This window comes from Acrocarpospora catenulata, assembly GCF_018476525.1.
Taxonomy (GTDB): Bacteria; Actinomycetota; Actinomycetes; order Streptosporangiales; family Streptosporangiaceae; genus Acrocarpospora; species Acrocarpospora catenulata.
The window spans coordinates 62,536-78,322 of sequence record NZ_JAHCST010000003.1; the positions used below are offsets into that span (position 1 = coordinate 62,536).

The 15,787-nt window shown below is 68.3% G+C and carries 27 protein-coding genes; 16 read left to right on the top strand and 11 right to left on the bottom strand.

Annotated elements, in window-relative coordinates; all coding sequences use genetic code 11:
• Genes KIP79_RS03815 through KIP79_RS03830 form a run of 4 tightly spaced genes read left to right on the top strand, consistent with a single transcriptional unit; the run spans window position 1 to window position 2,820 of the window.
• Window positions 1-1,092, top strand: a complete 1,092-nt coding sequence (locus KIP79_RS03815) for a hypothetical protein (RefSeq protein ID WP_214103241.1) — start codon at window positions 1-3, stop codon at window positions 1,090-1,092.
• Entirely contained in the window at window positions 1,092-1,622 is a 531-nt protein-coding gene (locus KIP79_RS03820) for a hypothetical protein (RefSeq protein WP_214103242.1), read from the top strand. Before KIP79_RS03815 ends, KIP79_RS03820 begins: the two co-directional genes overlap by 1 nt.
• A gap of 3 nt (window positions 1,623-1,625) precedes the next feature.
• Window positions 1,626-2,312, top strand: a complete 687-nt coding sequence (locus tag KIP79_RS03825; RefSeq protein WP_214103243.1) for a hypothetical protein — start codon at window positions 1,626-1,628, stop codon at window positions 2,310-2,312.
• Between the two features lie 7 nt (window positions 2,313-2,319).
• Window positions 2,320-2,820 carry a hypothetical protein gene (locus tag KIP79_RS03830; protein ID WP_214103244.1) on the top strand — a complete coding sequence of 167 codons (501 nt, stop codon included), beginning with the start codon at window positions 2,320-2,322 and terminating at the stop codon, window positions 2,818-2,820.
• Here KIP79_RS03830 and KIP79_RS03835 read toward each other — a convergent pair.
• Window positions 2,790-3,299, bottom strand: a complete 510-nt coding sequence (locus KIP79_RS03835; RefSeq protein ID WP_214103245.1) for a hypothetical protein — start codon at window positions 3,297-3,299, stop codon at window positions 2,790-2,792. The genes KIP79_RS03830 and KIP79_RS03835 overlap by 31 nt on opposite strands.
• A gap of 289 nt (window positions 3,300-3,588) precedes the next feature.
• On the opposite strand from KIP79_RS03835, the gene KIP79_RS03840 reads away from it, so the two are divergent.
• The 11 genes from KIP79_RS03840 to KIP79_RS03890 all read left to right on the top strand — a co-directional run bounded on the left by KIP79_RS03840 (window position 3,589) and on the right by KIP79_RS03890 (window position 8,742).
• Window positions 3,589-3,786 carry a hypothetical protein gene (locus tag KIP79_RS03840; RefSeq protein ID WP_214103246.1) on the top strand — a complete coding sequence of 66 codons (198 nt, stop codon included), beginning with the start codon at window positions 3,589-3,591 and terminating at the stop codon, window positions 3,784-3,786.
• Window positions 3,786-4,127 carry a hypothetical protein gene (locus KIP79_RS03845; RefSeq protein ID WP_214103247.1) on the top strand — a complete coding sequence of 114 codons (342 nt, stop codon included), beginning with the start codon at window positions 3,786-3,788 and terminating at the stop codon, window positions 4,125-4,127. Before KIP79_RS03840 ends, KIP79_RS03845 begins: the two co-directional genes overlap by 1 nt.
• Window positions 4,124-4,345 carry a hypothetical protein gene (locus tag KIP79_RS03850; protein ID WP_214103248.1) on the top strand — a complete coding sequence of 74 codons (222 nt, stop codon included), beginning with the start codon at window positions 4,124-4,126 and terminating at the stop codon, window positions 4,343-4,345. Before KIP79_RS03845 ends, KIP79_RS03850 begins: the two co-directional genes overlap by 4 nt.
• Window positions 4,342-4,782: a hypothetical protein gene (locus KIP79_RS03855; RefSeq protein WP_214103249.1), complete on the top strand. Its 441-nt coding sequence runs from the start codon at window positions 4,342-4,344 to the stop codon at window positions 4,780-4,782. The genes KIP79_RS03850 and KIP79_RS03855 overlap by 4 nt, the downstream gene beginning before the upstream one ends.
• Window positions 4,769-5,131: a hypothetical protein gene (locus KIP79_RS03860; protein WP_214103250.1), complete on the top strand. Its 363-nt coding sequence runs from the start codon at window positions 4,769-4,771 to the stop codon at window positions 5,129-5,131. The genes KIP79_RS03855 and KIP79_RS03860 overlap by 14 nt, the downstream gene beginning before the upstream one ends.
• Window positions 5,132-5,235: 104 nt before the next feature.
• Window positions 5,236-6,039 (top strand): peptidoglycan recognition protein family protein, encoded by an 804-nt coding sequence (locus tag KIP79_RS03865; RefSeq protein WP_214103251.1) that lies wholly within the window; start codon window positions 5,236-5,238, stop codon window positions 6,037-6,039.
• Entirely contained in the window at window positions 6,036-6,536 is a 501-nt protein-coding gene (locus KIP79_RS03870) for a hypothetical protein (protein ID WP_214103252.1), read from the top strand. Before KIP79_RS03865 ends, KIP79_RS03870 begins: the two co-directional genes overlap by 4 nt.
• Before the next feature lie 65 nt (window positions 6,537-6,601).
• A complete protein-coding gene (locus tag KIP79_RS03875; RefSeq protein WP_214103253.1) occupies window positions 6,602-6,982 on the top strand; it encodes a hypothetical protein in 381 nt (126 codons plus the stop codon).
• Window positions 6,983-7,207: 225 nt separating this feature from the next.
• Complete coding sequence (locus tag KIP79_RS03880; RefSeq protein ID WP_214103254.1) at window positions 7,208-7,729, top strand: hypothetical protein; 522 nt, start codon at window positions 7,208-7,210, stop codon at window positions 7,727-7,729.
• A gap of 423 nt (window positions 7,730-8,152) precedes the next feature.
• Entirely contained in the window at window positions 8,153-8,410 is a 258-nt protein-coding gene (locus KIP79_RS03885; RefSeq protein ID WP_214103255.1) for a hypothetical protein, read from the top strand.
• Between the two features lie 191 nt (window positions 8,411-8,601).
• On the top strand, window positions 8,602-8,742 hold the full coding sequence (locus KIP79_RS03890; protein ID WP_250212637.1) for a hypothetical protein: 141 nt from the start codon (window positions 8,602-8,604) through the stop codon (window positions 8,740-8,742).
• Here KIP79_RS03890 and KIP79_RS03895 read toward each other — a convergent pair.
• Together KIP79_RS03895 and KIP79_RS03900 are read right to left on the bottom strand one after the other, a co-directional pair.
• Window positions 8,705-8,938, bottom strand: coding sequence for a hypothetical protein (locus KIP79_RS03895; protein ID WP_214103256.1), 234 nt, complete (start codon window positions 8,936-8,938; stop codon window positions 8,705-8,707). The genes KIP79_RS03890 and KIP79_RS03895 overlap by 38 nt on opposite strands.
• A 518-nt stretch (window positions 8,939-9,456) precedes the next feature.
• Window positions 9,457-9,624 carry a hypothetical protein gene (locus tag KIP79_RS03900; protein ID WP_214103257.1) on the bottom strand — a complete coding sequence of 56 codons (168 nt, stop codon included), beginning with the start codon at window positions 9,622-9,624 and terminating at the stop codon, window positions 9,457-9,459.
• A gap of 418 nt (window positions 9,625-10,042) precedes the next feature.
• Between KIP79_RS03900 and KIP79_RS03905 the strand changes: the two genes are divergently transcribed.
• Complete coding sequence (locus KIP79_RS03905; RefSeq protein ID WP_214103258.1) at window positions 10,043-10,636, top strand: PIN domain-containing protein; 594 nt, start codon at window positions 10,043-10,045, stop codon at window positions 10,634-10,636.
• A 69-nt stretch (window positions 10,637-10,705) separates the two neighbouring features.
• On the opposite strand, the gene darG is transcribed toward KIP79_RS03905, so the two are convergent.
• The 8 genes from darG to KIP79_RS03945 all read right to left on the bottom strand — a co-directional run bounded on the left by darG (window position 10,706) and on the right by KIP79_RS03945 (window position 15,748).
• Window positions 10,706-11,845, bottom strand: coding sequence for a type II toxin-antitoxin system antitoxin DNA ADP-ribosyl glycohydrolase DarG (darG, locus tag KIP79_RS03910; RefSeq protein WP_214103259.1), 1,140 nt, complete (start codon window positions 11,843-11,845; stop codon window positions 10,706-10,708).
• Window positions 11,829-12,419, bottom strand: a complete 591-nt coding sequence (locus KIP79_RS03915; RefSeq protein ID WP_214103260.1) for a DUF4433 domain-containing protein — start codon at window positions 12,417-12,419, stop codon at window positions 11,829-11,831. Before KIP79_RS03915 ends, darG begins: the two co-directional genes overlap by 17 nt.
• A gap of 96 nt (window positions 12,420-12,515) precedes the next feature.
• The gene (locus tag KIP79_RS03920) at window positions 12,516-13,154 is read right to left on the bottom strand and encodes a recombinase family protein (protein WP_214103261.1); all 639 of its coding nucleotides are present in this window, start codon (window positions 13,152-13,154) and stop codon (window positions 12,516-12,518) included.
• Window positions 13,155-13,301: 147 nt separating this feature from the next.
• Window positions 13,302-13,886, bottom strand: coding sequence for a hypothetical protein (locus KIP79_RS03925; RefSeq protein WP_214103262.1), 585 nt, complete (start codon window positions 13,884-13,886; stop codon window positions 13,302-13,304).
• A 70-nt stretch (window positions 13,887-13,956) separates the two neighbouring features.
• Window positions 13,957-14,751 carry a hypothetical protein gene (locus tag KIP79_RS03930; protein WP_214103263.1) on the bottom strand — a complete coding sequence of 265 codons (795 nt, stop codon included), beginning with the start codon at window positions 14,749-14,751 and terminating at the stop codon, window positions 13,957-13,959.
• Window positions 14,752-14,803: 52 nt separating this feature from the next.
• Window positions 14,804-14,959: a hypothetical protein gene (locus KIP79_RS03935; protein ID WP_214103264.1), complete on the bottom strand. Its 156-nt coding sequence runs from the start codon at window positions 14,957-14,959 to the stop codon at window positions 14,804-14,806.
• A gap of 85 nt (window positions 14,960-15,044) precedes the next feature.
• On the bottom strand, window positions 15,045-15,344 hold the full coding sequence (locus tag KIP79_RS03940) for an HU family DNA-binding protein (protein ID WP_214103265.1): 300 nt from the start codon (window positions 15,342-15,344) through the stop codon (window positions 15,045-15,047).
• Window positions 15,345-15,442: 98 nt separating this feature from the next.
• On the bottom strand, window positions 15,443-15,748 hold the full coding sequence (locus KIP79_RS03945) for a hypothetical protein (protein WP_214103266.1): 306 nt from the start codon (window positions 15,746-15,748) through the stop codon (window positions 15,443-15,445).
• Window positions 15,749-15,787 lie beyond the last annotated feature (39 nt).

The following is a 15,787-nucleotide window of genomic DNA, read 5'->3' on the forward strand; positions in this document are numbered from 1 at the left end:
ATGCCGTACCCAGTGCCCAACCCCCGCACGTGGGGGGCGGAGTTCGTCACCCCGCCCAAGCTTCGCGACCTCGGCGACTCGATCGCCTTCTTGCGACAGAAGCCGTTGTTCCAGGGCTACCAGGCGACCGCGCAGGCCGTCCCCGATCAGACGTACGTGCCCGTGAACATGGACGTGGAGACGCTCGACAACTGGGCCGTCCACTCGACGAAGGACAACCCGAGCCGGTACCCGGTGCCGGTGGACGGCTGGTACCTGGTCATGGGCCACCTGTTCGTCGACTACACGGCCGGATCGTCGGGCTTCAGCCACTCGATCAGCTTCCGCGCCACACAGAACGGCTCCGCCACCGACTACCGCGGCGAGACCCGGCCCGGCGGATCCACCCACCAGCCGGGCGTGTACGGCGCCGAACTGCTCCAGCTGAGCAAGTCCACCTCGGACTACGTGGAGATGCTCGCCTGGCAGAACACCGGGACCACGCGCAACCTGGTCGCCGACGTGAGCAGCTCGAACATCAAGTCCAGCGTGATGAGCGTGGCGTGGGTGGCGTCGCTGACCGGAACGACCGGCCTCGCGGTACCCTCCCCCGCGGCGTGGACGTCGCCGCTCACGTCCGCCCAACTCAACGCCTACCGCGACCACGTGCGGTTCCTGACGTATCCGCCGATCGCCCGGCTGGCGCTCAACTCCGGCCAGGGCATCCCCACCCAGGCGTGGCCCAACGGCACCCCCATCCAGTTCGACGCCGCCACCGTGGACAACTACGCAGGCTGGAACGCAGGAGTGAACCCGACCCGCTACAGCTTCGCCAGGAGCGGCGTCTACTACCTGTACGGCATGTACTCCTGCGCGAGCAACGCGACGGGTACCAGGGGGGTCGGCCTGCGCATCAACGGCGGCACCACGGTGTGGGGCTGCCACGACATGCCGTGCACGGCCACCGCGCCCGCGCACCGCGTCGCCGCCTCCCGCACGGTCCGCGTCACCGCGGGCGACTACGTGGAACTGATGGCCTTCCAGTCCTCCGGGGCGACCCGGAACACACAGGGCCCGCACGCCGTGCTGATCGTGGTCTGGAAGGGCGCCTGATGTCGCTCCAGCCGCCGGAGGTGCCCATCTTCCCGGCCCGCTACGGGCCGGCCGCTGCCGACTTCAACGCTTGGCTGAAGGACCCGGCCACATTCCTGGCCGCACCACCGTGGTGCTCGGTCCGCCGCACCACAGCCCAAGCCATCCCGTCCGGCACCTGGACAACCATTCAGTTCAACCAGGTGGACGCCGACGGGTACAGCGGCTGGGACGCCGTCAACTTCCGGTACGCCGCGCAGGCGCCCGGCTGGTACCTGGTCACCCTCAAGGTCGCCGCCAACGTCGCCGCGGGCGGAACGACGCACGCGCTACTGCCGGGCATCGTCACCACGGGAATCCTGTATCAGGGCAACGAGTCCTGGCAGGTCACCACCGACACCGCCGGGATGGTCACCACCCAGCAGTTCGTGTACCTCGCCCCCGGCATCGACTGGGTGGCGGGCCAGATCCACATCGCATCGGCGGCGCTATCCACGCCGACCGCGACCGGGCAGCAGCCGCAGATGGACATCGTCTGGTGGAGCGTGTAACCCATGGCCCAGCCTGCGTTCGAAGCGGCCGGCACCTACCTCACCGGCTCCGGTACGTCGGCGGCGGTCGCGGTCCCGTCGGGGGTGGCAAACGGAAAGATCGTCATCGTAACGATCTTCATCAACTCCGGCACGGCCGCCATCACCCCGGCCGCCGGTTTCGCCCCGGCCGAGGGCTCACCGAGTGCGATCACCGCCGGTGGCGGCAACCACGCCCTGCACGTCTTCTGGAAGAGAGCCACCGCGGCCGACGCCGGCACCTACACCTTCTCGTGGACCGGCTCGATCGTCCGCGAGGCAATCGCCACCCTCTACAACAACTGCGTGGCCAGCGGGAACCCGTTCGACTCTCCGACCAGCACCGCGCAGGACACCGGTAGCGGCAGCGTCACCCCGGCCGTCAACGTCACCACCGCTGGCCCAGACAGACGGCTCATCTGGGCGGCCACGAACTGGGCGGGCGGCACCTGGACGGCGCCGACCAGCTTCACCCGAAGGGCGCAAGGCGGCAACGGCAACTTCACCACCTGCGACGCGCCCTTCCCCACCCAGGGAGCCTCGGGGAACGTCACCGGCTCCGCGACGGGCTCCGACAAACGGTGCGCGTGGCTGGGCGCCCTCATCGGTACCACCTCGGGCGCGCCGGACCGGCCGCCACCACAGATGTCCCAGTACGGCTCGTACTTCTAGGAGAGACATGGCTCGCTACTTGACCACCGTGGTCAGCACGGCGGCGATCGTCGCCACCGCACCTTCGGGCGGCTCGGCGAACGCGCTGTTCGCCAACCTCAACGCGTCGGCCACCTCCGGCCACAAGCTGCGCCGGGTCACGCTGGGCGTGGTCGCGGGCGCGTCCGTGCCCACCAGCCAGCAGCTCCTGGTCGCCGTGGTCCGCACCACGGCGCGGGGCACCGCCACCGCGACGGTCACCCCGAAGGCCATGGACCCGAACGGGCCGCCGTCCTCGATCACCGGCCTGGACACCGCCTGGAGCGCAGTCCCGACCGCCACCTGGACGGCCAGCAACTGGCTCTACCAGATCCCCTTCAACTCGCAGAGCGGCGTGGACCTGCCGTTCGAGCTGCTGGAGGAGTTGATCTGCCCTACCGGCGTCGCCAACGGGCTGGCCTTCATCAACACCACCAACGCGCTCCCGGCCGGCCACTCCTACAGCCTGACCGTGGAACACGAGGAGTAGGAACCGGCGGGCTGAGGGAGCGGCATGTCGAGGCGCTGGCGCTGGCCGCGCTCGCGGCGCGGCGTCTTCCTGGTGGTGCCACCCGCCGCCCAGGACGCGCCGCCGCCCGAGCTGCCGCCGCGCCTGCTGGAACTGAGCGGGCCAAGGCCTCGCTGGGGCCGGGCCCGCAGGAGCGTCTTCCTGGCCGTCCCGCCGCTGGCTCCGGCGCCGGTCCCGTACGTCCGCAGGCGCGCGTCCTCCTGGCCGGTGTCCCGGGCCGGGGTGTTCCTGGCCGTGCCGCCCGCTCCACCCACCGAGCCGCCACCGTGGATCCCCGGCATCGTGCGCACCCGGGTACGGGTGAGCTGGAGGACTCGCCGCGCCTGGTGGACGCCCGTTCCGGAGACTGCCGCACCGCCCACACCACCAGCCTGGGTGCCCTCGTTCACCAGCTCGCCGCGGCCGACCACCCCACCGCCGCGGCGCGGCCGGTGGCTCACCTGCCCGCCACCTCAAGAGCGGCCGCCCGCGCCCACCGCCCGCGCTCGTCGGCAGTGGCCAGCCTCCCGCCGCGGCGGAATCACGGACCCGCCCTGGCCGCTTCCTCCGGTGGCTCCTGCCCGGCCTCCGGACAGGATTGGACGCCGCCGGACGCTCTCGTACGTGCCGCGCCGGGGACGGTGGAGCGCGCCGCCCTGGCCCCAGGTAGTCCCGCCCGCGCCGCCGGTATGGGTGCCGCCGCACATGGTTGGCCGCCGTCCGCGCCCGCCAGCTCGCCGCGGACGCCTCATGCTCTGCCCGCTCGTCGGCCTGGCCCCGCCGTCGGTGATGCTGCGCGCGATCCGCGCCGAGGTGCACGGGCCGGCGCGTTCCGGCCCGGTCCCGTCCGGGCCCGCCGTACACACGCATTCCGTCGTCGGCCCGGCTGTCCACCGCGAGGTGACCGGGCCCGCTACCAGCCGCAACGTCTCGGGAACGGGGGTCTGATGGCCACGGTGTTGCAGAGGGAGTCCACGGAGTTCATCTACAGCGGGGTGGATGGCGATGTGCCCAGCGTGGGCGCTGAGATGGCGTTCCTGGCCGCCGCTGTCCGGCCGACGTCGGGGGACTGGGAGCAGGCCGTGCTGGTGCCGGACAACTCCCACCCGCTGTGGGCCGATGCCGTCGCCTCTGGCCTGCTCGGCGACTACTACGTGGCCATCCTCGTGGGCGCGTACGGCGGGACGGGCGTGGTCCTGGCCCCCGGCGACTACCAGGTGTGGCTCCGGCTCACGGACACCGTGGAGCAGCCGGTCAGGATCGCGCCGACCGCCCTGGAGATCGCATGATCAAGGTGAGCGTGCCGTACGAGCACGACCCCGCCGACCTGTCTCCCATCCACCTCGCGGTCCTCCCGCGCGGTGCCCGACCCGGCGAGGACGACTGGGTGCCCGCCTACCGGGACACGGTGGACGGCCGCCGGGTGGTCTGGGCACGGTTCGAGGACCCGGCCGGCGTGGTGTGGCTGCGGACACGGGACGGGCAGCGCGAGGTGACCCGGCTGTGATCCGCCGCCCTGGCCCTCTCTCCGAGCACCCCTTCGAGTTGCTGTTCGGCGCGCTGGCCGCGGTTTCCGGCCTGGTGGCCACGCTGGGGATCGTGGCGAGCGCGAGCATCAACGCCGCGCTCCCGCTGCTGGCAGTCCGGGCTTGGGGCGTGCTGCAACTGGCGGCGGGGGTGCTGATGGTGGTCGGTGTGCTGCTGCCGTACCGGCGTCGGGCCTCGCTGGTGGTGGCGTGGCGGCTGGAGCGGGCGGGGCTGTGGCCGCTGGCGGCAACGGCGCTCGTGTACGCGGTGGTGGCGGTCAGCCATTCGGGGGTGCGCGCGTTGCAGGCGGCGGTGGTGTACGTGGCGCTCGCGCTGGCCTGCATCGCGCGGGCGCGGGCGGTCACACGGCTGGAGCAGGCGCTTCTTTCGGTGGAGCCGCCGGATGTCGACCGTTGACTGGCTCACCCCGGCGGTCATCGCGCTCCTCGCCGGGGGTACGGGCCAGCTGCTGACCACGCTGGTGCGCGCCCGCATCGATCTGCGCAAGGCCAAGACGGACGACCAGCGGGCGCCGATCGACCTTGACGCCGCGGCGCTCGGCGGGGCCGAACTCGCGGTCGGCTCGGTGGTGACGGCACTCCGCGAGGCCGAGGCGCGCATCGGCCGACTGGAGCGGGAGGCCACCGAGAAGGACCGGCGGATCGAGCACTTGGAGCAGGACCTGAACCGGGCGCACATCCGCATCGGCCGGCTTCAGGGCGAACTCGACCGCCTTCGTCCGCCATCGCTCCCCGAGCTTCCGTAGCAAGACGGACGCCCGGTTGGGCTATTGACGTCCGGGGTGGTGCGGGCCGACGCGGGACCCGGACTCGGTGTGACCGAGCACATTCACCCTCACCAGGAGGAGCTATGCCCATTGATCTGGTCCCCCGCAGCGCGTGGCGTGCGCGCTCCCCGAAGGGCTCGTACACGCCGCTGACCTCCACCAAAGGCGTCAAGGTGCACTACACGGGCGGGCGCATCGACCCCCGCATGCTGGACGACCACAGCCGATGTGTGGCCGCGGTCCAAGCCATCCAGGCGCACCACATGGATGGCAACGGCTGGATCGACATCGGGTACTCGGCCCTGGCCTGTTGGCATCGGAAGGTGTTCGTCGGCCGTGGCCCCCGCCGCGTGCCCGCCGCCAACGGTTCCGGGTTGAACTCCGGCCACTACGCGGTGTGCGGCCTGGTCGGCAACTCCGGGCTGGTCGAGCCGAACGACGCGATGCTGCACGCGATCCTGGACGCGATCGAGTGGCTGCGCGCCGAGGGCGGCGCCGGGCGGGAGATCAAGGGACACAGGGACGGCTACTCCACGGACTGCCCCGGGGGGCCGTTGTACGCGTGGGTGCAGCGCGGCGCTCCCCGGCCGGGCGGACAGCCCAAGCCCTCCCCGGCCGGCGATGACAACCCGGTCCCGGAGTTCGCGCGGACGCTGAAGGTCACGAGTCCGATGATGCGCGGCGACGACGTGGCCACCTGGCAGCGCGGCGCGAAGCGGTTCGTCCCCGCCTTGAAGGTCGACGGCTGGTACGGCGCCGATTCCCGCCGCGCGGCCGAGACCGTACAGCGCACAGTCGGCATGCCCGTCACGGGTGTGGTCGACGCCGAGACCTGGCTCCTCACGTGGGTGTGGGAGCCGGAACCCAAGAAGGAGAAGTCATCGTGAGGAAGATCCTCGCTCTCGTTGCCGCCGCGCTGCTCGCGTTCGGCGTCTTCGGCGGCGCCCTGGCTGCGGCAGCCCCGGCGGAGCCCGCGAAGGCGTACGGCGGCTGCGTGTCGAAGAGCACCGGCTACCTGCGGGTGCTGGAGCGGAACAATCTGGCCAAGAGCACGGTGGGGGCGTGCAAGTCCACCGAAAGGAAGATCACCTTCCCGTCTCGGACCGGCCTCATCAAGGGCGACAGGGGGGCGTCCGCGTACGAGGTGTGGCGGGACACCAAGCTGGCCGACGGCACCCAGCCGAACAAGGCCAAGACCGAGGCCGACTACCTGGCGAGTCTGAAGGGCGCGACCGGACCGGCCGGCCCGAAGGGTGACGGCGGTCCCGCTGGCCCGGCCCCGGTGAAGCTTGTCTTGAAGTACGGCGGCAAGACGGTGAACTGCACCAAGGACGCAGCTGCCACCGACCTCACGTACGAGTGCGCCGACGCCCCGACGTCATAGTCGACACCTCACCCCTGCTCGTCCCGCCGACGTACGGCGGGTTCGTCCCCCAAGGAGGGGCATCCATGAAGATCTTCGGCCGTGAGCCTGCCGCGTGGTTGCACGCGCTGCAGGCCATACTCGCCTTCGCCACCACGCTCCCGATCGTCCAGGCATGGGGGCTCACCCAGGAGGCCGCGGCGGTCGTGATGACGATCGCGGGCGGTGCCGTCGCCGTCTGGGTTGCCGTCGCGACCCGGCCGTTCGTGGTCAGCGCGCTCACCGGAGGAGTCCAGACCATCCTCACCGGGCTGATCGTGTTCGGTCTGCCGCTCTCCCAGACGTCCGCCGGCGCGGCCGTGGCCGCCCTCAACGTGGTCCTCATGCTGCTGCTGCCGCTGGGCATCACCCCGGCCGCCGACCCGGCGCCGGGATTTGTACGGGCAGAACGGCGCCTCGTCAGATAGACCCCCGCTTCGCGGGTGCCTCTCCCCGGTGACTGAACGCCTCGCTCCACCTTCGGGTGGGGCGAGGCATTCTTTCGTTTTGGCGGCGATCCGCGAACCCATAGGCCGCTGACCAGGGAGCATATTCGCCGTGATCATTTCCGGAGGCCGATCATGAAATGATCGTTATTTGGCGCTGGAGCCATACGAGTGAATGTTGTCGGTAGCCCCCGGAAGAATCGAGGCATGAACGACTTGCTCGACGCGGTGCAGTGGGGCCAGGTACCTGGATACCTAGCCTTCGTGGCGGTCTGCATCCAGGGCATTCGGAAGTGGTGGAACCGTCGCAGGGTGGTGGCAATCGGTCCACAGGAGGAGACGCGCAAGTCTCTCGTGACGGCCCGGACGCTGTTCGCGGATCTAGCGGCCAAGCCTAGGCGCACGAACTGGTTCATCGACGAGTGCCGCCGCCGAACTGCTGAAACTCTACGAGACCTAGCAGATCAGACCGGTGATCGCCTGTTGCGTGAGCACGTGCGCGCCGCTGCCGATTCCTGGGACGCAGCGTTCGCTGAATCGCCCGGTGAGCGTGAGGTCCCATTCCGGTTCGTGGGCGTGCCTCGCAGCCGCGAAGACATTGAGGGGGAGGCCGAAGACCTGAGACGACTCGATGCCGTGACGGATCACGCTCAGGTGGGCCTCGAAGCCGTCAACCACGGAATCGCCCGACTCAACGCGCTCGAACGGAAGGTACGGGGCCGAGGCTAGCGTGCACCGGAGGTCAACGGCGGTACACCCCCGTGCGAGGGCATTTCCCCGGAGGGCTGGAACGGCCCGCTCGTCCCGTTTGCAGGTGGGCGGGGCGTTTCGTCGTATCGAGGACATGAAGAGGGTTGCTGGCGACCCAATTTCTTGGGGTTTCAGGTCCTCTAGCGCGCTGGTGTGGCAAGCTTTGAGGCGCACGTTGTTGCAAAGCAGAACTGGGGCTCGATCCGCCGAGGCCGTCGAGTTACCAAGGGGTGTCCCTCCGGATTGGGGTGCCTCCCGGATCTGTTTGGGCAAGTACCACCGCGTGCCACCACAGTAGGGGCTATACACACGCGTTCTGCGTGGCCTGACGGTTGTCCGGACAACCGTTGTTCGGGTCACTGCGGAGCGCGTTTTTTGTTGATCTAACAGAAGGGAGAAGGCGTGGACCGGGAAGTCCGGGGCGCCGACGAGGAAGGCGCGGCCGAGGATACGGCGACCGCTGCGGTTCGGGAAGGTGGGCGGACAGTCCGGGAGGCGTTGAGCAGCACTCCCAAGACCGTCCGCCTAGTCGCGATCGTCGCGGTTGCCACCGCGGCGTTCGCGGGTGGTTCGGCGACGGCGTCTTCGCAGGACGCGTCGCCGGCGTGTCACATAGATGTGGTGGTTGGGCCCCCGGCTGTAGGGGGTGTCCGCATCTAGATGTAGCGCCTCCTATCGCATGGTAGGGGCTGCGCCGCAATGAGGCCCTGACTTCGCGTGAGGTCAGGGCCTCGCGTATGCCTTTTGCCGGTCCATGACCGGTGTGGACGTACTCTGCGCGGGTGATTGGGAAGTGGTGCGGACCCTCGGGGATCGAGGTAGAGGTGATCATCCTGGATCAACGAGCCTGCTTGCGCGTCACCCGCCTCAACCAGCACGGTCGCTACCTGCTGGCCTACTGCGGCACTCCGCAGGAGGTGGCCAAGCATGTCGACCTGGCCGACCTCGTCCAGGTCATCCCCCTTCCAGCGCGGCCCGGCCAGCCTCGGTGAGCACCAGCAGGCAGCCCTGGACCGGGACCTCCTCCCCGTAGGCGATCCACTGCTGCGCTTCCAGGACAGCGAGGGTGGCCGGCAGGATGCCGGAGCGGCGGGGCGACAGTCGGTTGTGGTAGACCTCGCCATCCCGGATGCGTTCGAGGACAGCTCGCTGGGCCGGGGTCGGGCGGCGGCGTTGGGGGCTGGTCATCCAGGTCACCTCTGGCCGGGGGGCGGATTTCCTGATTGTGCCAGCCGCAGGACAGCAGGTCATGGACGGGGGTCTGGCCGGACAGATGGCCGAGGAGTACCGTGGCGTGCTGTAGCACCCCTCCCAGGGCTTAGAAGCGCCTCCACCCGTCGCGGGTGGGGGCGCTTCGCTGTTCCCGGGACCGGTCAGGAGTGGAGGATCTCCCACAAGAACCGGGCGATCTGTACGGCGAGCGGGCCGAAGTCCACGATCGCGCGTCTGATTGTGCGTCTGAGGTGGTCCCATCGTGTGGTCATGGGGCCAGCTTCTCGGGCGGCCTGGGGTGACCTGTGGGGTCGCGAGTGGGGTCACCGTTGGGGCGACCTGTGGGGTGACGTGCTGGCAAGCGTCAGGCGAAGGAGCCCGGCCGAATATCCGACAAATATCGACCACACGTTCGGATCGCGCTAGGCTGATCCACGGCCCTGGGCGGTGGGGAAGCCGACCCAGGGCCGTCCTCTCTACGTCGCGGGCGCGCCTTAGTCCCAGATCAGCCTGGCAACTCTGGCCGTCCCCTCGTGGGTCTCCACCTCCTCTGAGGTGACGAGGTACTTCTGCCAGCCCACCTCGGCGCAACCGTCCTGATCGAGTCGGTACCGACCGACATGACCGTCCGAGTCGCCATATCTACACATGATGAGGATCATGGTGCGTACGGTAGGGCGGATCGCGACTAGTGTCCTCGCTCGCCGAGCGCGCTCGGAAAGAGCTGGATTGCGATCCGGACAAGATCGCCCCCACCTACCCGTAATCCCGGTTATGGGTAGGCGGGGGCTAAAGACGTGCCGGGAGCCGTGATCATCTGTAATGATCTAGCGTATGCCCATTCGCCTACTGCCCAGTGCCCTACGCGACCATGTGGTCAGAGAACTCAAAGACGTCCACGCTGCGCTACATCACATACGGAGCATGGGGAACGAAGGTCAGCGGTGGCACGCGTATCTAGATTGGGTTGCTACGGCCTGCTCCAAGTTGAGGCCCCTGATCGGTGCGGAAGATCTTGAGTCGCTCATCCTCACCCGACGGCACTGGACTGTCATGGTCCAGCCTTCCCCTGGCATCATCATGACGCTGGAGTTGGACGAAAGGGAATCGGACCTCCGTACGGCCATCGATGAACTGGAGCAGCAAGCGGCACATTGGGGCGACGGGGACGCGCTGATCGTGACGGACACTGGCGTCTTCCTCAACGGGCCCGAGCTGCCTGACCTGGACTTGGCCCCCGACATTGATGCTGCGGAGGGCGAGAGGATCCGCCTGATTGTGCCGATGATAGTCATCGACGAGCTCGACAAGCTGAAGCTCCACAACAACAAGGACGTTCGTAGCCGTGCCCGACGAGCTCTCCGCGATATCAGCCGTCTCGTCGTTGACATCGACCGCCCCAACTTGCTTCGGGATGCAGAGCCGCCATCGGTGACCCCTGCCAGGGGGCTACGTCGCGGACGTGTCCGAATCGAGATCATGTTCGATCCTCGTGGTCATATCCGTTTGCCGATCAACGACGATGAGATCGTTGATCGCGCTCTAACCGTCCAGTCATTGGCGGGACGCGAGGTCTGGCTGGCCGCGTACGACACCAACCAATGCCTGCGTGCTCGCGGCGCCGGACTGCTTCCGCTCCAGCTGACCCATAACTCGGCCGATGGGGGGCAGTGAACCCACGCCCTAGGTAGGCCGACGACGCTGCTGATTGACGATTGCGGACAATCCGGGAACTGGTCCGTATCAGCCGACGGCTATGAGCTTCTCAACCTCGGGCTGGAATTCGTCGTCCATGGTGACGTCCAGCCAGCCGCGTAGGCCGAGCAGGACAAGGGCGCGCACGATCGATTCGCGAGTAAGGGGTGGCTGGCGGTTGACCTTCCACTTCGCGACTGCCTGAACAACCTCGGTCGCGGTCGGGCGGCGGCCGTGCCGGTGCAGGAGAACGCCAGCGGCGTAGTGCACAGAGGCGGCAATCTCGGCATCTTGTGCAGTCATCCGAGCCACTAGATCCACCGTGCGTTCGATGGCCGGCCGCCACTGCTCCATCTGGTCGCGGTACGTCTCCACCGCGTCGCGGTAGGTGGGACCCACGCGGACCTCAAACATACGCCCTTGTTGACGCTCCACCAGGAGACCGTTGTTCTGGAGTCGCGCCACCATCTTCTTGACCTCGGCCGCGTATGGGCCGTAGCTCGCTGCTTCGTAGGCGAGCCCCGTCGGTACGCCAGCCTGCGTGGCGAAGTAGACGACCTTCATGAAGAAGACGCGTCCCACTGGCCAGTGGTACTCCTGCCGCTGGACGCGATCGAGGATGGCCACAACAGAAACCCACTCTGGCGCCACGAACCGTGCGCGTTCATCATCGGGCTGCGGGTCTGCGGCGGCGTCCAGCGTGAGTTGCTCGGGCTGGACGGCGATGTCATGCGGGGCGTAGAGCTGAACCGGGATCCCCAGGCGGGAGAGGTATCGATAGAGAGTCGGGCCCACGACGTCCCACTCCAGTTGACCGTTGCCGCAGCCGAGCGGCGGGACTGCTATAGAGGTGATGCCCCACTCCCGGTAGTGGCGTTCGAGATGTTGGAGGCCCGCGACTATGTCCTCCAACCTGCTCACGGCCCGCCAGTGGTTTTTGGTGGGGAAGTTGACGATCAGGTGGTCGTCGGCCCGGAAGACATAGGGCTCTCCCAGTCGCACCTCGCCGCGGTCGCACCGCTGGACGTAGTCCTTGAACATCTCCGGGTACCTGCGCTTGAAGGCGAGTGCGATGCCCTTGCCCATGATCCCGACGCAGTTGACGGTGTTGACCAAGGTCTGGGCATGCGAAGCGAGAAGATCACCCGACGTGACGTTTACCAGGGATGACTCATCCGAAGAAGACATGGGGTTTCACCACCACTCCCAGCCCCGCAGCCAATGATTGGCACACTTGTTCGCTTCGTGCGTTGTAGACGTAGCATCCCATCAGATAGGCGGGAGGAACATAGCCGGGGATGAGAACTTCTGAGCATCTCTGCCGCTTTCGCTCCGCTTGATCCCATGGGTTATCGTCTGTCCACCATTCAGCGTATACGCGCTGTTCGTCCAGGTGGGTGAGGCCCTGGGGGGATGCAAAGAACCTGGTGCCCCCTGTCGCGGCGTTACCATCTGTGACTACAGCCCCCGGGATGTCTAAGACTGAGGGGTTCACTCGAACGACAGCCGTGGCATGCCGGCGGGACCTTCTCACATACATCATCGGGTTCCGCGCATCGAAGTACAGGTTCGCGTAGTCGTGGAGCCACAGGCCGTTAGAGAGGCGCACCTTACGGCGCAGATCCTGCACGCTTGTCTCGGCAATTGAGAGGTGCGGCACTGACTCCGCCTGGTTGTGACATAAGATCCCGAGCCTGGCGATGGAGTGCAGGTTGTCGAAGGGCGTGATGAAGTGCAGTTCGGTAACCAGGCTGCGATCCATCGCCACCCCCGCCGCTCCCACCTCGCCGCATGCACGGCACGGATAGAGATTATGGCGTGCTCGGGCGACCGGGCTGTCATCGTGGCCAACGCTGCTTCACTGCGCTCCCGGCAGTTCGGCGGAACCGCTCGGGCCGAGTTCGGGAATGTAGCGGTACAGCGTCGCCCGGGACACGCCGAGGAGTTTCGCGATGCTCGCCACGGTCTCCTCGGGCTGGGTCAGCAGCCGGCGGGCGCGAGCCACCATTTCCGCGTCCATCGCTGGCGGCCGGCCGAGCCGCTGCCCGCGGGCCCGCGCGGCAGCCAGGCCCTCGTGTGTGCCCTGGACGATGAGTTCGCGGATGAACTCTGCCAGCGCGGCGAAGACGTGGAAGACCAGTCGGCCGCCGGGGGTGGTCGTGTCGAGGGCTTCATGGAGGGATCGGAAGCCGACGCCGCGGCGGCGAAGCTCACCGACGATGTTGATGAGGTCCTGAAGGCTACGGCCGAGTCGGTCGAGCGACAGTACGACGAGTGTGTCTCCGGGGCGGAGGTAGTCGAGGCATGCGGCGAGTTCTGGCCGGTCGGTGTTCTTCCCGGAGAGCTTGTCCGTGAAGACGCGGATGCATCCGGCGGAAGTAAGTGCGAGGTCTTGCCGGTCGAGGTTCTGTTCGCGGGTGGAGACCCGCCCGTAGCCGACGAATGTTCCGGTGAGGATCGCTGGCTCGGCGAGTGGGGGGTCCACGGTGGCGGTCATGGCGCTCCGGTGTCGCTGAATCGGTCGTCGGGGACTTCTGAGACGTCAAGATTTCTGAACACGTTTCTGAGACACGAATCCGGCCCCGTGCCCCCTCCCCGAGGGCTCGGACAGATCTTGTTCAGAAACGGTCGATTCTCGACAAGATCACCTGTGCGGGTTGAGAGCCCGCCACGCCTGCCGCCATGCATCGCTGGGAGGCGGGGCAGGGGTGTAGCGGCCGGTGTCGGGGTCGAGGTAGCCCCAGCCTCCGCGCACGCCGGGCGCGGTCGCCACCATCAGGGTGAGCGTCTCGGGCTCGTGGAGGTCGGTCACCTCATGGAACAGGTCCCGGGGCAACTCGTTGGCGTCGCCAGGCCGGTGTGCGGCCTCCACTACCTCCAGGTCGCCGCCGGTCAGGGTGTAGCGGTGCTCCGTGTAGCCCCCGCTGAGGATGTGCGCGGTGAACGGCCACGGATGGCTATGCGGCCTGGGCGCGCCGCCGCCGCGCAGGTCCGGCTCGTACCAGAGGTTGACGCGCCTCAATAGGTCGGGATGCTCCTGGAGCGTGAATTCTGCCTTGTAGGGGCGGCAGGTCTCCTCGTCCGGCACGAGCCCCCACCGCGCCGAGTCCGTCCACTGTTCCCAGGTCAGCGTGACGTCCGGGGCGTGCACGGCGAGCCCGGCCGCGGCCGACTCATACTGGCGGACGGTTACGGTTAGGCCGGGAAGGAGGATCACGGGGTCGATCATCGAAAGATCCTTTCGGAAGGGCTGGGGTGTGTGCCCCAGCCCACGTGAGCGGGCGGGGCGCGGGGGTGGGTCAGGCGGAGAGTTCACGCAGAGCGTCCTCGACGTCGTGGCCAGGCCCGTCCGGGCGCGGCCGTGCGGCCACCATCTCCCGGTAGCCGGGGACACGGGTGCGAAGGAACACGGTCTCCCTGATGCTCGCGGCCAGCTGGCGCAGGTCCGCGTCGTCCAGGTCGGCGAGCACCGCGGCGTAGACGTTGAGGAGCATGTGCTCGCGCTCCTCGGGGGTGAGCAGGGCGAGGTCGGCGGCGGCCTTGGCGGTGCGGGCCTGCTGCGTCAGGAACTCCCGGACCGCCTCCCAGCCGATGAGGCGATGGATGGCGAGCTCGTCGGTGGTGGTGCGCCAGCCGGCGAGCTTCAGTTCCCACTGGCCGGCGCTGGCATACCAGGTGGTCCCCACCTCGGTGTGACCGTGGTCGTCCAGAAGGAAGTCGACATCGATGGCGTCCCGGTGCGTGCGCCAGTCGGCGTACTGCACCTGGACGTGCGGCAGGCTGTGGCCGAAGTCGACCGCAGCCTGTACGGGGGGCGGGAGCGTGGACAGCGCCTTGCACTCCCGGCACCGCAGCGAACCGTCCTGCTCGGCGCGGAAGTGCCTGGTCATGCTCTCGCCGGGCTGGTCGAACTCCTCGCCGCAGCCGCCGCACGCGACGGTCACGCACGGCGTGGCCAGCTGCTCGGCGTGCGGCCTGGCACCCCACTCCGGTGCCGCCCGTTCTGCGGACGCCTGGTCGGGGAAGTGGGGGTCGTCCGTGACGAGCGACGGGAGGATCCAGCAGGGCGGGTGTGGTGTTTTGGTGGTGGTCATCACGATGTCCGTTCGGGGGAGTGCCCCGCCCGCCGAGCAGGCGGGGGCGGGGTTACATCTGGTTCAGGGTGTGCTGCATCAGCGCGAGGCTCTCGTTGATCTGCCCGAGCAGGCGGTCGGCCTCCGTGACCCGGCTCCGCAGCCGGGCGAGGTAGTCGATATGCGCCTGCTCGTCGACCTCGGGGACGAAGGGCGCCAAGTACGCCATGATGGGGTCGCCTTCTCTTGAGGGAGTGGGGCCCCGCCCGCAGTCCGGCAAAGATTTCCGGGCGGGGTCACCACGGGTGCAAGGGCTAGGCGGCCTTCGGGAGCTTCCGGCCGCCCTCGTTGACCAGGTCCTTGAAGCCCATGCCCGGCCGGAACTTGGGGACCCAGGACTCGGCGACCTGGACCGGCTCGTCGGTGGACGGGTTCCGCGCCTCGCGGGCCGGGCGGTGCACCATCTCGAAGCTGCCGAACCCGGTGATCGAAACCTTGTCGCCGTCGGCGACCGCGCCCTGGATGGTCTCGATGATGGCGTTGACCGCCTCGGTGGCCGTCTTCTTGTCGCCGACCCGGTCAGCGATCGCGTCCACGAGTTCCTTCTTGTTCATGGTTCTCCTCTGTGGGGTGGGGAGCAGGCTTGGGCTGACTCCTCCGGACACCCGCCCGGCCCGGGGGAGGGCGACGGGCGAGCATCCGCAACGTCAGCTCAGCCGAGCAAGTCGGCGAGGGCCTTTTCGGTGACCTGCTCGGAGCTGGCCATGAACTGGTAGCCGCTCGCTCCAGGGCGCATCCGGTCGAGCCGGATCCGCGTCCGGCTGCCTCGCATGTCGCGGACGTTGCCGTAGTACTTGCCGTCCGCCTGGAGGTTCAGCTGGCGCTCGATCTCCAGGGTGTTGGTCAGCGTCTCGACGACGGCGTAGCCGTGATCCACCGCGACCACGCGGACAGAGCGGCCGTGGCCGCGCCAGCTCGTGTCGGCCCACACGGAGCCCACCTGCACCGTGATCTCCATGGCTTCTCCTCTCCGGATCTGTTCGGTGCTGTAGTTGTA

Coding starts and splice junctions, on each gene's coding strand:
- KIP79_RS03930 (WP_214103263.1), bottom strand. CDS start 14,751: ATGACCACCACCAAAACACCACACCCGCCCTGCTGGATCCTCCCGTCG.
- KIP79_RS03905 (WP_214103258.1), top strand. CDS start 10,043: ATGACGCTGGAGTTGGACGAAAGGGAATCGGACCTCCGTACGGCCATC.
- KIP79_RS03900 (WP_214103257.1), bottom strand. CDS start 9,624: ATGATCCTCATCATGTGTAGATATGGCGACTCGGACGGTCATGTCGGT.
- KIP79_RS03895 (WP_214103256.1), bottom strand. CDS start 8,938: ATGACCAGCCCCCAACGCCGCCGCCCGACCCCGGCCCAGCGAGCTGTC.
- KIP79_RS03830 (WP_214103244.1), top strand. CDS start 2,320: ATGGCTCGCTACTTGACCACCGTGGTCAGCACGGCGGCGATCGTCGCC.
- KIP79_RS03845 (WP_214103247.1), top strand. CDS start 3,786: ATGGCCACGGTGTTGCAGAGGGAGTCCACGGAGTTCATCTACAGCGGG.
- KIP79_RS03935 (WP_214103264.1), bottom strand. CDS start 14,959: ATGGCGTACTTGGCGCCCTTCGTCCCCGAGGTCGACGAGCAGGCGCAT.
- KIP79_RS03820 (WP_214103242.1), top strand. CDS start 1,092: ATGTCGCTCCAGCCGCCGGAGGTGCCCATCTTCCCGGCCCGCTACGGG.
- KIP79_RS03940 (WP_214103265.1), bottom strand. CDS start 15,344: ATGAACAAGAAGGAACTCGTGGACGCGATCGCTGACCGGGTCGGCGAC.
- KIP79_RS03875 (WP_214103253.1), top strand. CDS start 6,602: ATGAAGATCTTCGGCCGTGAGCCTGCCGCGTGGTTGCACGCGCTGCAG.
- KIP79_RS03880 (WP_214103254.1), top strand. CDS start 7,208: ATGAACGACTTGCTCGACGCGGTGCAGTGGGGCCAGGTACCTGGATAC.
- darG (WP_214103259.1), bottom strand. CDS start 11,845: ATGTCTTCTTCGGATGAGTCATCCCTGGTAAACGTCACGTCGGGTGAT.
- KIP79_RS03825 (WP_214103243.1), top strand. CDS start 1,626: ATGGCCCAGCCTGCGTTCGAAGCGGCCGGCACCTACCTCACCGGCTCC.
- KIP79_RS03920 (WP_214103261.1), bottom strand. CDS start 13,154: ATGACCGCCACCGTGGACCCCCCACTCGCCGAGCCAGCGATCCTCACC.
- KIP79_RS03865 (WP_214103251.1), top strand. CDS start 5,236: ATGCCCATTGATCTGGTCCCCCGCAGCGCGTGGCGTGCGCGCTCCCCG.
- KIP79_RS03915 (WP_214103260.1), bottom strand. CDS start 12,419: ATGGATCGCAGCCTGGTTACCGAACTGCACTTCATCACGCCCTTCGAC.
- KIP79_RS03840 (WP_214103246.1), top strand. CDS start 3,589: ATGCTCTGCCCGCTCGTCGGCCTGGCCCCGCCGTCGGTGATGCTGCGC.
- KIP79_RS03815 (WP_214103241.1), top strand. CDS start 1: ATGCCGTACCCAGTGCCCAACCCCCGCACGTGGGGGGCGGAGTTCGTC.
- KIP79_RS03860 (WP_214103250.1), top strand. CDS start 4,769: ATGTCGACCGTTGACTGGCTCACCCCGGCGGTCATCGCGCTCCTCGCC.
- KIP79_RS03850 (WP_214103248.1), top strand. CDS start 4,124: ATGATCAAGGTGAGCGTGCCGTACGAGCACGACCCCGCCGACCTGTCT.
- KIP79_RS03925 (WP_214103262.1), bottom strand. CDS start 13,886: ATGATCGACCCCGTGATCCTCCTTCCCGGCCTAACCGTAACCGTCCGC.
- KIP79_RS03945 (WP_214103266.1), bottom strand. CDS start 15,748: ATGGAGATCACGGTGCAGGTGGGCTCCGTGTGGGCCGACACGAGCTGG.